This is a genomic window from Mycoplasma sp. OR1901 (assembly GCF_013348745.1).
Taxonomy (GTDB): domain Bacteria; phylum Bacillota_I; class Bacilli_A; order Mycoplasmatales; family Metamycoplasmataceae; genus Mycoplasmopsis.
In genome coordinates this window covers 831,366-846,777 of record NZ_CP054666.1, presented here as the reverse complement: position 1 = coordinate 846,777, position 15,412 = coordinate 831,366, and the positions used below count along the sequence as shown (strand labels likewise).

The following is a 15,412-nucleotide window of genomic DNA, read 5'->3' as shown; positions in this document are numbered from 1 at the left end:
AAATTACATTTAATTATATTAAAAGAAAGGAAGCAGAAAATGCCAACAACAAATCAATTAGTTTCAAGTGGTCGTAGTTCAAAAATTAAAAAGCAAAATGCTCCTGCATTAAGCTTAAGCTACAACTCACTTATTAAAAAATCTAAAAAAATGGCATCACCATTCAAACGTGGTGTATGTACTCGTGTTGCAACAATGACACCTAAAAAACCTAACTCAGCTTTACGTAAATATGCTCGTGTTAAGTTATCAAATACAATGGAAGTTACAGCATACATTCCAGGGGAAGGACACAACTTACAAGAACACTCTGTTGTTTTAATTCGTGGTGGACGTGTTAAAGATTTACCTGGGGTTAGATACCACATCGTTCGTGGAACACAAGATGCTGCCGGAGTTGCTAAACGTAACCAAGGTCGTAGTTTATACGGAACAAAAAAAGCTAAAAAATAAGCATAATTAATTAAATTTATAATATTAAGGAGGACTTTATGTCAAGAAAAAAATCAGCACCTATCCGTGAAGTACTTGCAGATCCAGTTTTTAACTCAGTAGTAGTTACAAAGTTAATTAATCAAATTATGCTTGACGGAAAAAAATCAATAGCTCAAGATATTTTATATTCAGCTTTTGAAATTATCAAAAAGAAAACAGAAAAAGAACCAATGGAAGTGTTTTTAGCAGCAGTTGAAAACATTACACCTCAATTAGAAATTCGTACAAGAAGAATTGGTGGGACAAACTATCAAGTTCCTACAGAAGTTCCTACTCGTAGAAAACAAACATTAGCACTTAGATGATTAGTGCAATATGCTAGACTTAGAAACGAAAAAACAATGGACGTTCGTTTAGCAAATGAAATCATCGATGCATCAAACAAAACAGGTGGAGCAATTAAAAAACGTGAAGACACACACAAAATGGCTGAAGCTAACCGTGCATTTGCACACTTCAGATGATAGTGTACACTTTACTTTTTAAATAATATGGCTAGAGATTACGAATTAAGTAAATACCGTAACATCGGTATTATGGCTCACATTGATGCAGGAAAAACAACAACAACAGAAAGAATTTTATACCACACAGGTAAAATTCACAAAATTGGTGAAACACACGATGGTGGATCACAAATGGACTGAATGGACCAAGAAAAAGAACGTGGTATTACAATTACATCAGCTGCTACAACAGCATTCTGAAAAGGACACAGAGTAAACATTATCGATACTCCAGGTCACGTTGACTTCACAGTTGAAGTTGAACGTTCATTACGTGTATTAGACGGTGCAGTTGCCGTACTTGATGCACAATCAGGGGTTGAACCTCAAACAGAAACAGTTTGAAGACAAGCTACAAACTATAAAGTTCCACGTATTGTTTACGTTAACAAAATGGATAAAGCTGGAGCTGACTTTGCAGCATCAGTTGCTTCTGTTAAACAACGTTTAGGTGGAAATGCTGTTGCAATCCAATGACCAATTGGTGCAGAAGCACACTTTAAAGGAATCATCGACCTTGTTACACGTCAAGCATTCACATACAACGGTGAACAAGCAGAAGAAGAATTTCCAACAGAAATTCCAGAAGAATTAAAAGACGTAGTAGAAATCAAACGTCAAGAATTATTAGAAGCTGCTTCAGCTTTTGATGAAGAATTAATGATGAAAGTTCTTGAAGGTGAAGATGTTACAATCGAAGAATTTAAAGCAGCAATCAGAAAAGCTACATTAAGTTCAGAATTCTTCCCGGTAGTATTAGGAACATCATTCAAAAACAAAGGTGTTAAGAAAATGATCGATGCAGTTATCGATTACTTACCTTCACCATTAGATATTCCACCTATGAAAGCTCATGATGAAGATAAAGAAGTTAGCGTTGAAGCTAAAGACGAAGGTGATTTCGCAGCTTTAGCATTCAAAGTTATGAACGACCCATTCGTTGGATCACTTACATTCTTCCGTGTGTACCGTGGAGTATTAAATAAAGGAAGTTACGTATTTAACTCAACAAAAGGACAAAAAGAACGTATCGGACGTATTCTTCAAATGCACGCAAACAGCCGTGTTGAAATCGACGAATGTCGTGCCGGGGATATTGCCGCAGCTGTTGGACTTAAATATACAACAACAGGTGATACATTAGTAGATGAAAAAGCTGCAAAAATCGTTTTAGAAAAAATGGTTTTCCCAGAACCAGTTATTTCACAAGCTCTTGAACCAGAATCAAAGGCAGCTACAGAAAAATTATCATTAGGACTTCAAAAATTAGCAGCAGAAGACCCTACATTTAGAACATACACAGATGACGAAACAGGACAAACAATTATTGCTGGTATGGGTGAACTTCACTTAGACATTATTGTTGACCGTCTAAAACGTGAATTTGGTGTACAAGCTAAAGTTGGTGCTCCTCAAGTTTCATACCGTGAAACAATTACAAAATCAGCTGACGTTGAAGGAAAACACATCAAACAATCTGGTGGTAAAGGACAATACGGACACGTATGAATTAAATTTGAACCAAACCCAGATGGTGGATTTGAATTCGTTGATAAAATCGTTGGTGGTAAAATTCCTAAAGAATACATTAAATCAATTCAAAAAGGACTTGAAGAAAAAATGGCTGTTGGTATCTTAGCTGGATACCCAATGATCGATATGAGAGCTACATTATTTGATGGATCATACCACGATGTCGACTCTTCAGAAATGGCTTATAAAATAGCAGCTTCTAAAGCTCTTACAAAAGCTAAAGATCAAATCGGTACAGTATTATTAGAACCAATTATGGACGTTTCAGTTGTTGTTCCTTCAGATCACATGGGGGATGTTATCGGTGATTTATCACGTCGTAGAGGTCTTGTTAACGATCAAGAACAAAGATCAGATGGTGCAGTTGTTGTTAAAGCAGCAGTTCCTCTTTCAGAAATGTTCGGTTACTCAACAGAACTTAGATCTATGACAAGTGGACGTGGAACATACCAAATGCAATTTGATCACTATGAAAAAACTCCAAAAAGTATTTCAGACGAAATCATTAAGAGAAGAAACATTCAAAACAAAGACGAAGAATAATATTCAAAAGTCAAACCTTAACGGGTTTGATTTTTTTACTTTAATTTGTGTGAGAAAAGTTAAAATTTATATATAATATGTATGCAGAAATATATTTGGACGCTAAGGGGACTTTCCGTTTAGGTACTTAGAATTGGAATATATTAATGACGGAATAAGCGAAGAAAAATACTTTTCAGACATAACAATGGTTATGTCACTTTTTTTATACTTTTTTACACGACAGTATTATGAATTAGTCATAAATTAGTTGAATTTTTGCATAAAAAAACTTAAGACTTAATGCCTTAAGTTTAAGTTAAATTATTTTTTAGAATTTAATGCTAATTGAACTAATGTTTTAACCATAACACCTGTTGGTCTACCACCAATATCAGCTGTACCAGCAACATCTAAGTGAATGTATTCAACACCTTCTGTAAATTCTTTTAAGAACATAGCAGCTGATGAGCTACCTGCACCTGCACCACTTAAATCTGTATTTTTTAAGTCAGCAACTGGTGAGTTTTTAATTTCTTTTGCATATGCTTCATCAAGAGGCATTCTTCATACAAGTTCGTTTTGAGCATCTGAAGCATCTTTAAGTTCTTTTCAAGCATCTTCTGAAGTAGCTCAAACTCCTGTGTATGTGCTTCCTAAAGCAACAACGATTGCTCCTGTAAGTGTTGCAACATCGACTAATCTAGTTGCTTTTAAGTTTCTAACAGCATATGTTAAACCATCTGCCATAACTAAACGACCTTCAGCGTCTGTGTTGTTAATTTCAACTGTTTTACCATTCATACTTGTTCAAACTGAATCAGGTAATGAAGCGTCACCGTTAACTCTGTTATCTGTAATAGCCATAACTGCAGCAACGTTTGTTTTAGGTTTTAATTGTGCGATAGCTTTTAATGCACTAGCAACAAAAGCTGAACCTGACATATCAAATTTCATTCCTAACATTGAACGACCTGGTTTAAGTGAGTAACCACCACTATCAAATGTAATACCTTTACCTACATAAACAGTTTTTTCTTCTGAATCTGGGTTTCCGTTGTATTCAATAACAACAACTCTAGGTTCGAACATACTTCCACGGTTAACTGAAAGTAATAACCCCATTCCTAATTCTTCAATTTGAGCTTTATTTAATACTGATACTTTTAAGTTATCGTATTGAGCTAAATCTTCTTGAACTCTTTTTGCTAATTCTTCTGAATTTAAGATGTTTGGTGGTGTAATTTGTAAGTTTCTTGCAAAGTTAACAGCTTCTAAAAGGATATTTGATTTGTTTAATTGTTCAATTTCACCTTCTGTAGCTTTTTCGCTTAATAAACTTACGTTAAATTTATCTTCTTTTTTGTTTGTTTTTGCGCTGTAGATTTCTGCAGTTACGTATGAGTAAGCTTCTGCGAATGCTTTAACAACTTCTGCTAAAGTAACTTTTTCAGTAACAAAACTATCTAAGTTAACTTGTAAATCACGACCTAAGTTTGTGAATAATCCTTTTGCAAAATTGTATAATGAAGAGAATTTTAAATCTTCTTTTTTTCCTAAGAAAACAAATGATTTGTTTTCGTTAAAGTAGTCAGTAACTACTGAATTTTTTTCTATTAATGATTTTGGGTATTCTTCACCTTTAAAAATGGCGCTTAATAACATAGAATCATTTCTTTTATTATCTATTAAATTAATTTTCATAATATTTCCTTTCTATGATTTTAATATAATTTAAATTTTACAACTTTTTATGTTAATTTTGATATTTTAATGCAAATTCAACTAATGTTGAAATCAATTCACCTTGTGGCTCACCACTTCTATCTGCTGTTCCGGCAACATCACAGTGGATAAAGTCAATGCCTTTTGTAAATTCTTTTAAGAACATTGCTGCTTGACTTGAATCTGGACGAACTGTTTTAGATCAGTTTGCTAAGTCAGCTACTTTAGAACCTTTATTTCCTTTGTTGTAGTCTTCATGAAGAGGCATTCTTCAAACTTTTTCATTTGCTTCTTTAGAAGCTGTTTCAAAGTTTGTTCATTTTTCATCATTTGTACTTCAAATTCCTGTGTAAACGCTACCTAAAGCAGTTAAAATTGAACCTGTTAATGTTGCAACATCAATAATTGTAGTTGGTTTTAATTTTTCTGCAGCATAGTAAATTCCATCTGCTAAAACTAAACGACCTTCAGCATCTGTATCAACAACTTCAACTCATTTACCACTCATTGAACGATAAACATTTTCTGGTAATGAAGCATCTGAATTTATTCTGTTATCTGTAATAGCCATAACTGCTGATACATTTACTTTTGCTTGCATTTGTGCAAGTGTTTTAACTGCGTATGCACTGATTACTGAACCTGACATATCGTATTTCATTCCGTCCATGTAGTAACCTTTTGTGTTAACACCACCTGTATCAAATGTAATACCTTTACCAACGATTGAAATACTTTCTTTTGATTTTGAGTCACCATTATATTTAATTACAACAACTCTTGGTTCGTGTGTACTTCCTTTGTTTACTGAAAGTAATAATCCCATTCCTAATTCTTCGATTTCTTTTTTAGTTAAAACATCGATTGTTAAGTTTGGTATACCACTGAAATCTTTTGTAATTTCAGAAGCTAATTGTTCTGAATTTAAAAAGTTTTCAGGCATGATTTGTAAGTTTCTTGTTTTTTGAATGTTTTCAGCTAAAATAAATAGTTTTTTGATTAATTGAGCATGTTCTTTTTGTTTAGTTTCATCAATAATTAAGAATAATTTTTCTTTAGATTCTTTTTGTTCTTCTTCAGTTTTTTTGAATAATTTTGCTTTTGCAAAGTATGTTTTAAGAACAAAAGTTCTTAAAACTATTTCAAAATTATATACTTCTAAAAAGTCGTTTAATTCAACTTCATAAGTTCTATTGTGTGATGAAGCAAATTTTAATACAAAATCTGATAATGAATCAACACTTTGATGTTCTTTATCAAAATATACGTATGATACTTGGTTTTCTAAATCATCTGTTATAACAAAATTTTTCTTTGTTATAAATTTAGGAAAATCTTTTCCTTCAAAAGCAGGTTTTAAAACCTGATTTTTACCTGTATTTTTTTTAATTAGTTTAATCATTTTTTATCTCCTCTAAATATTTATCTATTACCATTGAGCTTGATACTCTATAAGCTTTAATTAGACCGCCAGCACCTAATTTAATTCCTCCAAAATATCTTACAACAATTACTAATGCGTTAGATATATTTTTGATACGCATTAATTCAAACATGGGTCTACCAGCTGTATTTTTAGGTTCTCCATCGTCACTAAAACCAGCCGACTCAACTCCATTATCATTTATTATATAACTATAACAAATATGTCTTGATTTTTTATGTTCTTTTTTAAGTTCAGATAATATATTTTTTAATTCCTTTTTATCATGGAACTCAAAAATATATGATATGAAATTAGATTTTTTAACTATATATGAAACGGGTTCAATAATTGGTTTAGTCAAATGTAACACCGGACATATTTTTTACAAATTGTATAAAATGATTTTGTGCTTTTTCTAAATCTAATTTCCCTTTTTCTTTATAGAAATTAAATTTTTCTGCATAATCGTGGAATAATGAATAAATTTCTTTATCATCATTCGAAGGTTTTAAACCTCAACTTTCAATAACATTTGGATAATATTTTGAAAGTAAGGCTCAAATTTTAGTAGCAACAAATTCTCTACCAAAATTTTCAGTTTTAATAGAACCAATTGCAAGTAACTTGATTGCAACTTCTTGGTCATGGAATTTAGGTAATAAAATACCTGGTGTATCTAAAAATAAAAATTCACCATTAACAACTCATTTTTGACTTTTTGTAACCCCTGGATAATTAGCAACCTTTAATTTTGAAGTTGGTGACACTAAGTTAATTAGTGTCGATTTACCACAGTTAGGTATTCCAACAACAAAAGATTTAATTTTAGTTTGAATTAAACCTTTTGCTTTGTTTCTTTCAATTCTTTCTTGATTCATTGATTTTAGTTTTTTTAAGATAATATTCTTTGATTTATTTTTTCTTAAATCTAATCAAAGGACATGTTCACCTTTGAAACGTTTAGTTATAGCATCTTTTTTGTATGGATCCATTAAATCACTTTTAGTTATAATAAATAACCTTTGTTTTTGTGGTGCTATTTTATCAAAATCTTCATTATATGAACTAATCGGACATCTAGCGTCTAACACTACAATAAAAACATCTGCAAGTGTTGCGTTTTCTTTTATCTCTCTAATCCCTTTAGCCATATGGCCTGGATATCAGTTGATCAAATTGTTATATTCTTTTTCGTTTTCGTTATTCATTTTTTCCTTTTTTTATTTCTGACAACTGTGTTTTTAATCTAATTAAATCAAATTCAAGTTGTTCTTTTTTAGTTTGTGTTTTTTTTAATTGATTTTGTAATTCTTGATTTTGCTTTTGTTCAACTTCTAAATCGTTTAATAATATACTTATATCAGTATAAATTTTTTCAAGCATTCTATCTATTTCAAATGTACTGTAACCTTTTAGTGTAATTGGGATTTTGCTATTTTGAATGTATTCTAAAATTTTATAATTATTCTTTTTATCCATGAGTTATCCGTTTCTAACTTTATTTAAAATAATTGCAGCACTAGTTGATACGTTTAAGCTTTCAAAACTAATTGGAATATATACTTTGTGATCTAATAAATCAATAATATTTTTATCAATTCCGCTTCCTTCATTACCAAAAACAATTACTATATTTTGATTATTAAAGTTAGTGTCATTTAGTTTTGTTGAATTTTTATCTAATAATGTACCGTAAATTCTAAAATTTTCTTTTTTTAGTTCCTTGATAGTATCAAAACTAGTTTTTGTCTCAATAATATTTATGGAGAACATTGAACCTTGTGATGAACGGATTATTTTATCATTGTATGGGTCTGTATTTTCAATTATAACGGTATCAAATTCAAATGCTTTTGCTAATCTAAAAATAGTTCCTATATTTCCTGGATCTTGAACATTATTTAATAAAATTACTTTATTTTTTGATACATTTTTTATTTTTGAACTATTGCATAGTGCAAAAATAGGTTGTGTTGTTTTAGTTGGCGAAATATAATCAATTAAATGTTCTTCTATTAAAGATGAATTCTTATATTCTTGATTTCCTGGAATTTCAAAAATTTCTTCAATAATACCTGCGTTTTTAGCTTCTTCAACTAAGTGGTACCCAAAAACTAAAAATTTATTATTTTCTCTGCGATACTTTTTATCAAGTAATTTTTTCAAAAATTTAATTTTAGGATTCTGTCTACTACTTAAAATCATTTTTAATTAAAAAGTCTTTTCCTTTTTCTACTTCGTATAAAGATAATTCTTTAAAATCTAATTGTCTCATAACTTCAAAACCTAAAATAGAAACACAGTTTGCTAGATTAATTGATCTCATTGCAGAAACCATAGGAATTCTTAAACAATTATCTATGTTATTTTTTAAGATTTTTTTATCTATTCCTGTTGATTCACGTCCAAACATTAATCAAATTTCTTTGTTTTGATTTAAAACATTTTTATAATCTACCTCTGTATAATTTTTTAATCCGTATCTTGTTATGTAGTAAATATTTTTGTCATGATATTTTTTATGAAAATCTTCATATGAATCATGAATTTCATGTCTAATATCTGAAAGCATTCTACCAGCTCCATAACGTTTTAGATATTTAGGATGTAAATCAAAACTAGTAGGCTTGATGATGTGTAATTTCATACCTAATGCAAAACAAGTTCTAATAATATTACCTGTATTTGGGAAAATTTCAGGTTGATAAAGTACAATATTAATCATTTTTTCTCCTTATTGTTAATATATTATTTAAATTATATAATTTTATTATTTTTTATTGCATAAAAATGTGTTATATTTATTTGTTTTTGTATATATTTTTCTTAATTTCACCTTGTATTTTTTAGTTTGTTTTATAAAAAGATACCTAATTAATTTGTATAAAAATATATTGAATAAATTAATAATTACAAAAATAGAAAAATTTTATATAATTAAAATACAAAAAAGAGGTAACATTGGACAATTTAATATTACATATAAGGCGTGCTTTTAGAACGTTTTCAAAATCATGAGTTTCTTTTTGAAAAACAAAAGAATTATTAAAAAAAGGTATTTTTACACTTTTGTTTTTAATTGTTTTCATTTTAGGGACATCACTTACAGCACCTTTCATTAGAATACAAAATCAAAATCAACTATCTGAAAATTCATTTTTAAACACTTTAAACCTAATTGGTGGAGGTGGTTTAAGACAATTTTCACTTTTCGCACTTGGAATAAGTCCGTTTATTAATGCGTCATTGATTATGATGATTTTACAATCTAAATTTTTCCCACCAATACATAAACTTAGCCAAAGTGGTCCGCAAGGTCGTAGAAAAATTAATATGATTACACGTTTAATTACGTTAATTATTGCTTATCCGCAAGCTGTTTTTCTTGTTAAGTCATTATCATCACAAGGCTCAAGAGGATTTATTGAAATTGTCGGAAATGACGTTTTTAGTGAGGCTACTTTAATTTATTTTATAATTCCAATTATTTTAACCGCAGCTTCATTATTTGCTTTATTCATTTCTGAGCAAATTACAAATAAAGGAATAGGTAATGGTACTAGTTTAATTATTTTTACTGGTATTGCAGCAAGATTACCATACCAATTTAAAAACGCAGTTGAATATTATGTTGGTGGTAATGGTTCTAGCGGTGTTATGACCGGAATTATTGATGTAGTTACATATTTTAGTGTTTATTTATTAACAATTTTGATAATTGCAATATTTTATGTTGCGGAACGTCATATCCCAATTCAACAAGTTGGTGCTGGACGTTCAAGAAACATTAAGGAAATGGGTAAATTACCAATTAAGGTTAACCCCGCAGGAATTATGCCGATAATTTTTGCTATGATGGTTTTATCATTTCCTACTATGATTGCTAACTTACTTCCTGAAACAAGTATTGCTAAACAATGAATTAATACTAATTTACAATTTACACAACCGGTTGGATTTACTTTATTAGTAGTGATTGTTTGAGTATTTTCATTATTAATGGGTATTCAACAATCTAAAGTTGATAAAATTGCAGAAGATTTTACTAAGAATTCTACATTTATTCCTGGACTTAGACCAGGTGAAGAAACACAAGATTACTTAATCGGAACTGTATTTAGATTAAGTGTGTTCTCATCGATTTATCTACTAATTTTAGGAAGTATGCAATTTGTTCAAATAATGACAGGTATATTACCACAAAGTATTGCCTTTGGTGGTACAGGATTAATGATTTTAGTTTCAACAAGTATTGAAACATTAGATCAACTAAAAGCTAGAAGAAAAACAATGCGTTTAGCTAAAGCAAAACGTTTATCAAGAGATATAAATGATATTAAAGATACAAACAATGTAGATGAAGGATTATTGTGATAACAAAAAACTTAATTTTTATGGGTCAACCCGGTGCCGGAAAAGGTACAGTAGCAGAATTGATAACAAAACAGACTAATTTAGTTCACTTATCAACTGGAAATATTTTTAGGTCAGAAATAAAAAATAAAACACCATTAGGCTTAAAAGTTCAAGAATATGTTAATTCAGGTGGTTATGTACCAGATGAAATAACAAATGAAATAGTATTTAATGCTATTAACAAATTAAAAAATGAAGGTAAATATTTTATTTTAGATGGATACCCAAGAACAGTACAACAAGCTGAATTCTTAAAAAGTTTAGATGGCTTTGAATTTAATGTTGTTGAAATTAGAGTATCTCAAGAAGTTGTATTAGAACGTCTTGGAGGAAGAAGAACTTGTTCTGTTTGTGGAACTGGATACCATGTTAAATTTAAACCAAGTAAAGTTCCTGGAAAATGTGACTTAGAAGGTGCTGATTTAATAATAAGAAATGATGACACCGAAGAAAAAATAGTTAATAGATTAAAAATTTATGAAGAACAAACAAAACCATTATTAGACTACTATAAAGGTCTAAACGAATTAAAAGTAGTTGATGGTAGTCCTTCACCTGAGGAAGTGACAAAAAAAGTTCTTGGAATTTTATAAAAATTTGTTAAAATTTAGATACTTTTGGTATCTATATTTTTTATACATTTAAGGAGAATTTATGATTCAAATTTTAAAAGAAAATGAAATAAAAAAAATTACTAAAAGTTGTCAAATCTTGGCAGAAGTTAAACAAGTACTTTGAGACTTTATAAGACCAGGGGTTTCTTTAGAAGAGATTGATCAATTAGCTTGTAAAGAAATTGAGAAAAGGGGAGCAAAATTAGCCTTCAAAGGTTTATATGGTTTCCCCGCTACAGCTTGTATATCTGTAAACGAAGAATTGATCCATGGTATTCCATCAAAAAGAATTTTAAAAAACGGAGATTTAGTCAGTGTAGATCTCGGTTGTGTTTGAGATGGATATTATAGTGATAGTGCTTTCACTAAAGGTGTTGGCAAAATATCAGAACTAGACCAAAAATTAATCGATGTAGCAAAAGGTGCTTTTGAAGCAGGTGTCGCAGCTATAAAACCAGGAGCACGTGTAGGAGATATTTCCTATGCAGTTGGTCGTTACATTAGAAAAAACAAATTATATACACCATCCGAATTTTGCGGTCATGGTATTGGTAAAAAATTACACCAAGATCCAGATGTTTTTAATTCAGGGCGTGCAGGAACCGGTCCACTATTAAAAGACGGAATGGTAATTTGCATTGAGCCTATGATAACTCAATCAAAAAATATTTATATTAAGAATGATGGTTGAACAGTTGTTAGTGAAGATGGAACCAATACAGCTCACTATGAACATACTGTTTTAATTAAAAACGGAAAAGGTGTTATTCTTACGAAAGGAATTTAATTTGGCTAAAGACGGATTAAAAATAAAAGCTGTTGTAAAAGAAGCTCATACAACAGATTTATATACTGTTGAACTTGAAAATGGTTTAACAATTAAAGCTCACATTTCTGGAAAAATGAGAGTTAATCATATTAGAATTTTACCAGGTGATACAGTTGATGTCGAAATGAGTCCTTACGACTTAACTCAAGGTCGTATTGTGTATCGTCATAAATAAAATTATTCGAGGAGATACAAAATGAAAGTTAGAGCAAGTGTTAAAAAAATCTGTAAAGATTGTAAAATTATTAAACGTAGAGGAATTAACCGTGTAATTTGTGTTCAACCGAAACACAAACAAAGACAAGGTTAATATTTAGAAAGGGAAAAATATGGCTAGAATTTTAAACGTTGAAATTCCAAATGATAAACGTGTTGTTATATCACTTACATACATATATGGAATTGGTAAATCAACAGCACAAGATATTTGTGCACAAGCTGGAATTGATGAAAACGCAAGAGTAAAAGACTTACAAGAAGATCAATTATCTAAAATTCGTGAAATCGCTAAAAATTATGTAACAGAAGGTGATTTACGTAGAGAAGTAACATTAAACATTAAACGTTTAATGGAAATTAAAAGCTACCGTGGGATAAGACACCGTAAAGGGTTACCTGTACGTGGACAATCTACACAAAAAAATGCGCGTACACGTAAAGGTCCAAGAAAAACAGTAGCAGGAAAGAAAGGTAAATAATAATGGCTCGTAAAACTAAAAAGAAAAATATTGTTAGTGGTGTAGCACACATACATTCTACAAACCAAAATACCATTGTTACATTTGCTGATGAAAATGGTAATGTTATTGCTTGATCTTCTGCAGGAAGCATTGGATACAAAGGTACAAAGAAAAAAACTCCATATGCTGCAGGTTTAGCAGCTCAAGCAGCAGCAGAAGCTGCTAAAGAACACGGAATTAAAACAGTTAAAGTTGAATTAAAAGGTTTAGGTGCTGGTAAAGATGCAGCTAGAAAACAAATCGAAGTTGCAGGAATCACAGTTACAGAAGTTAAAGATGTAACACCAGTTCCACACAACGGTACAAGACCACCAAAAAGAATTTTAAAACGTGAACGTGCTAAAAAATAATTTAAACCAAGTTTAAAAAGAAAGGAAATCTAAATATGGAAAAAATGAAACCATTATCATATAGAAAAAAACCAGAATTTAGAGTTGTTTCAGACAATGAAGTAACATTTATATTAGAAGGACTAGAAAGAGGTTTTGGTAGAACTTTAGGTGTTGCACTTAGAAGAATGATTTTATCAAGTATGCCTACTCTAGCACCATTTAGTGTAAGAATTGAAGGCGTAGAATTTCACTACAAACCACTTAAAGATGTTACTGAAGATGTTCTATCATTAATAATGAACCTAAGAGAAGTTCGTTTTACATACTCACCATCTGTTGTTGCTGACGATGAAATTGTTAGAGTTACACTTAAATCAAATGAAATTGGTCAAGTTACAGCTAAATCAATGGAAGTAAGCAACCCAGGTGTTAAAATCATCAATCCAAATCAATACATAGCAACTGTAAACTCAGCTGATGCGTTAAATGTTGAATTATTCCTTCGTGTAGGTCGTGGATACATGACAGAAGAAGAAAATAAAGCATACATCAACGATAAAGATTTAAAATCAAAACTTGAAACAGATATCAAACGTGCTGAATTTTTAGCAGTTGATTCAAATTTTGCTCCAATCAAAACTGTAAGTTATGAAGTTAGAGAATTAAACTCTGCTTCAACTAAAATAGAAGAAGCTTTAGAATTTAAAGTTGTTACAAACGGTTCAATTACAGCTAAAGAAGCAGTTAAATATGCATCAGAAATGTTAATTGGATTATTTGCAGTTATTGGTGATGTTGAAAATATGGAAGATATTCAAATTTTTGAAGAACCAAAAGTAGAAGAACCACAACAAATAGAAGATGATTTAGATATTACACAACTTGGACTATCAGTTCGTTCATTAAACGCTCTTAAGAAAAGCGGTAAGAAAAAACTTAGTCAAGTTGCTGAGATGAGATATGAAGAACTTGAAGGAATTAAGAACTTAGGTAAGAAATCTGTACAAGAAATTATCGAAAAACTTGAAGAACATGGTTTACAATTAAAAGAGGGAGAAGAATAATATGGCTAATCCAAAACAAATTTATTCACGTAATACAAAATGAAGAAACGGTGTGATGCGTTCACTTACAAGTGAATTATTCGCAAACGGTCACTTAACAACAACTTTAACAAGAGCTAAAGAATTAAGAAAACATGCTGAAAAAATGATTACTAAAGCAAAAAACCCTACATTAGCTAATGTCCGTGTAATTACAAGTTATGTAAGACCTATTACTGTTAAAAATTCAGACAAAAAAGTTTACAAACACTTAATTGACACTATTGCACCAAAATACAAAGAAAGACAAGGTGGTTACACAAGAATTATCAAATTACCTAAACGTCTTGGTGACAATACAAGAATGGCAATTATTGAACTTGTAGATTAATTCAAAAATAATTAAATATTCGAATCTATTTCGAATATTTTTTATTCTAATTATTAAGATGAATGACCCTTTATTTGTTATAATAAATTAATGAATTTTAAAGATAATAATAAAAGTGTATTTGAGAATGATCAAACAGTAGTTAGGTATGCAAAATCAAATTCATCAATTGGTTTATGAAAATCCGAAGAGCATATTTTAAGTAAATATTTTATTAACAAAGATTTTAAACTTCTAGATGTCGGTTGTGGAACAGGACGAACAACGTTTGCTTTAGTAGAAAAAGGTTACAACGACATTATTGGAGTCGACATTTCTAAAAATATGATTGATACAGCTAAATATCTTTCTGAAAATTATGAAACTAAACCTATTTTTGAAGTTGCTGATGCATCAAATTTGAGATATGAAGATAATACTTTTCACTATGCGTTATTTTCATTCAACGGTTGACCTGGTATACCAAATGAGAGCTCTAGAATTAAATCATTAAACGAAATATATAGAGTCTTGAAACCGGAAGGAATTTTTATTTTTTCAACTATACTAAGAAATGATGAGAATTATATAAAACCTAGTAGTGATGTAATTCAAAAATGTACCGAATTTAACATTGAAAAATATGGTGATCATATATTTTTAAATGAAGATAATTTATGTGATTTTATGCATTTATACACTTACGATGAGTTAATTGAAATACTTCATCAAACAAATTTTAAAATAATTGAGATTATTGATAGAGATAAAAACTTCATAGAAAGTTTTAAAGTAAAAGAATTTGCAAATAATACTCATTTTATTATTTTGAAAAAATAATATAATTAATATATCTTAAAT

The 15,412-nt window shown here is 29.9% G+C and carries 20 protein-coding genes; 13 read left to right on the top strand and 7 right to left on the bottom strand.

Going from position 1 to position 15,412, the window contains the following annotated elements:
• Nucleotides 1-39 precede the first annotated feature (39 nt).
• From rpsL to fusA, 3 genes are read left to right on the top strand one after another with little or no spacing between them, the layout of a single operon-like run.
• Nucleotides 40-453 carry a 30S ribosomal protein S12 gene (gene rpsL, locus HTZ87_RS03035; protein WP_174893086.1) on the top strand — a complete coding sequence of 138 codons (414 nt, stop codon included), beginning with the start codon at nucleotides 40-42 and terminating at the stop codon, nucleotides 451-453.
• A gap of 38 nt (nucleotides 454-491) precedes the next feature.
• A complete protein-coding gene (gene rpsG / locus HTZ87_RS03030) occupies nucleotides 492-962 on the top strand; it encodes a 30S ribosomal protein S7 (RefSeq protein WP_174893085.1) in 471 nt (156 codons plus the stop codon).
• A gap of 24 nt (nucleotides 963-986) precedes the next feature.
• Nucleotides 987-3,077 carry an elongation factor G gene (fusA, locus tag HTZ87_RS03025; RefSeq protein WP_174893084.1) on the top strand — a complete coding sequence of 697 codons (2,091 nt, stop codon included), beginning with the start codon at nucleotides 987-989 and terminating at the stop codon, nucleotides 3,075-3,077.
• 303 nt (nucleotides 3,078-3,380) lie between these two features.
• Here the strand turns inward: fusA and HTZ87_RS03020 are convergent, their stop codons facing one another.
• Genes HTZ87_RS03020 through HTZ87_RS02990 form a run of 7 tightly spaced genes read right to left on the bottom strand, consistent with a single transcriptional unit; the run spans nucleotide 3,381 to nucleotide 8,932 of the window.
• Complete coding sequence (locus HTZ87_RS03020; protein ID WP_174893083.1) at nucleotides 3,381-4,760, bottom strand: M17 family metallopeptidase; 1,380 nt, start codon at nucleotides 4,758-4,760, stop codon at nucleotides 3,381-3,383.
• A gap of 52 nt (nucleotides 4,761-4,812) precedes the next feature.
• Nucleotides 4,813-6,183 carry a M17 family metallopeptidase gene (locus HTZ87_RS03015; protein WP_174893082.1) on the bottom strand — a complete coding sequence of 457 codons (1,371 nt, stop codon included), beginning with the start codon at nucleotides 6,181-6,183 and terminating at the stop codon, nucleotides 4,813-4,815.
• A complete protein-coding gene (locus HTZ87_RS03010) occupies nucleotides 6,176-6,568 on the bottom strand; it encodes a YigZ family protein (RefSeq protein ID WP_305848729.1) in 393 nt (130 codons plus the stop codon). Before HTZ87_RS03010 ends, HTZ87_RS03015 begins: the two co-directional genes overlap by 8 nt.
• A complete protein-coding gene (ylqF, locus tag HTZ87_RS03005) occupies nucleotides 6,561-7,415 on the bottom strand; it encodes a ribosome biogenesis GTPase YlqF (RefSeq protein ID WP_174893081.1) in 855 nt (284 codons plus the stop codon). Before ylqF ends, HTZ87_RS03010 begins: the two co-directional genes overlap by 8 nt.
• On the bottom strand, nucleotides 7,408-7,686 hold the full coding sequence (locus HTZ87_RS03000) for a hypothetical protein (protein WP_174893080.1): 279 nt from the start codon (nucleotides 7,684-7,686) through the stop codon (nucleotides 7,408-7,410). Before HTZ87_RS03000 ends, ylqF begins: the two co-directional genes overlap by 8 nt.
• Nucleotides 7,687-7,689: 3 nt before the next feature.
• Entirely contained in the window at nucleotides 7,690-8,412 is a 723-nt protein-coding gene (locus HTZ87_RS02995; protein WP_174893079.1) for an RNA methyltransferase, read from the bottom strand.
• Nucleotides 8,399-8,932 (bottom strand): tRNA (cytidine(34)-2'-O)-methyltransferase, encoded by a 534-nt coding sequence (locus tag HTZ87_RS02990; RefSeq protein WP_174893078.1) that lies wholly within the window; start codon nucleotides 8,930-8,932, stop codon nucleotides 8,399-8,401. The genes HTZ87_RS02995 and HTZ87_RS02990 overlap by 14 nt, the downstream gene beginning before the upstream one ends.
• 236 nt (nucleotides 8,933-9,168) lie before the next feature.
• On the opposite strand from HTZ87_RS02990, the gene secY reads away from it, so the two are divergent.
• The 10 genes from secY (at nucleotide 9,169) to HTZ87_RS02940 (ending at nucleotide 15,391) form a co-directional block, all read left to right on the top strand.
• Nucleotides 9,169-10,584 carry a preprotein translocase subunit SecY gene (secY, locus tag HTZ87_RS02985; protein ID WP_174893077.1) on the top strand — a complete coding sequence of 472 codons (1,416 nt, stop codon included), beginning with the start codon at nucleotides 9,169-9,171 and terminating at the stop codon, nucleotides 10,582-10,584.
• On the top strand, nucleotides 10,578-11,216 hold the full coding sequence (locus HTZ87_RS02980) for a nucleoside monophosphate kinase (protein ID WP_174893076.1): 639 nt from the start codon (nucleotides 10,578-10,580) through the stop codon (nucleotides 11,214-11,216). Before secY ends, HTZ87_RS02980 begins: the two co-directional genes overlap by 7 nt.
• Before the next feature lie 61 nt (nucleotides 11,217-11,277).
• Nucleotides 11,278-12,024: a type I methionyl aminopeptidase gene (gene map, locus HTZ87_RS02975; RefSeq protein ID WP_174893075.1), complete on the top strand. Its 747-nt coding sequence runs from the start codon at nucleotides 11,278-11,280 to the stop codon at nucleotides 12,022-12,024.
• A gap of 16 nt (nucleotides 12,025-12,040) precedes the next feature.
• Entirely contained in the window at nucleotides 12,041-12,241 is a 201-nt protein-coding gene (gene infA, locus HTZ87_RS02970) for a translation initiation factor IF-1 (protein ID WP_371813988.1), read from the top strand.
• Nucleotides 12,242-12,262: 21 nt separating this feature from the next.
• On the top strand, nucleotides 12,263-12,376 hold the full coding sequence (rpmJ, locus tag HTZ87_RS02965) for a 50S ribosomal protein L36 (protein ID WP_174893073.1): 114 nt from the start codon (nucleotides 12,263-12,265) through the stop codon (nucleotides 12,374-12,376).
• A 19-nt stretch (nucleotides 12,377-12,395) separates the two neighbouring features.
• Entirely contained in the window at nucleotides 12,396-12,764 is a 369-nt protein-coding gene (gene rpsM, locus HTZ87_RS02960) for a 30S ribosomal protein S13 (RefSeq protein ID WP_174893072.1), read from the top strand.
• 2 nt (nucleotides 12,765-12,766) lie between these two features.
• Complete coding sequence (rpsK, locus tag HTZ87_RS02955) at nucleotides 12,767-13,156, top strand: 30S ribosomal protein S11 (RefSeq protein ID WP_174893071.1); 390 nt, start codon at nucleotides 12,767-12,769, stop codon at nucleotides 13,154-13,156.
• A gap of 35 nt (nucleotides 13,157-13,191) precedes the next feature.
• Nucleotides 13,192-14,202, top strand: a complete 1,011-nt coding sequence (locus tag HTZ87_RS02950) for a DNA-directed RNA polymerase subunit alpha (protein WP_174893070.1) — start codon at nucleotides 13,192-13,194, stop codon at nucleotides 14,200-14,202.
• Nucleotide 14,203: 1 nt separating this feature from the next.
• Nucleotides 14,204-14,572 carry a 50S ribosomal protein L17 gene (rplQ, locus tag HTZ87_RS02945; protein ID WP_174893069.1) on the top strand — a complete coding sequence of 123 codons (369 nt, stop codon included), beginning with the start codon at nucleotides 14,204-14,206 and terminating at the stop codon, nucleotides 14,570-14,572.
• Between the two features lie 90 nt (nucleotides 14,573-14,662).
• The gene (locus HTZ87_RS02940) at nucleotides 14,663-15,391 is read left to right on the top strand and encodes a class I SAM-dependent methyltransferase (RefSeq protein WP_174893068.1); all 729 of its coding nucleotides are present in this window, start codon (nucleotides 14,663-14,665) and stop codon (nucleotides 15,389-15,391) included.
• Nucleotides 15,392-15,412 lie beyond the last annotated feature (21 nt).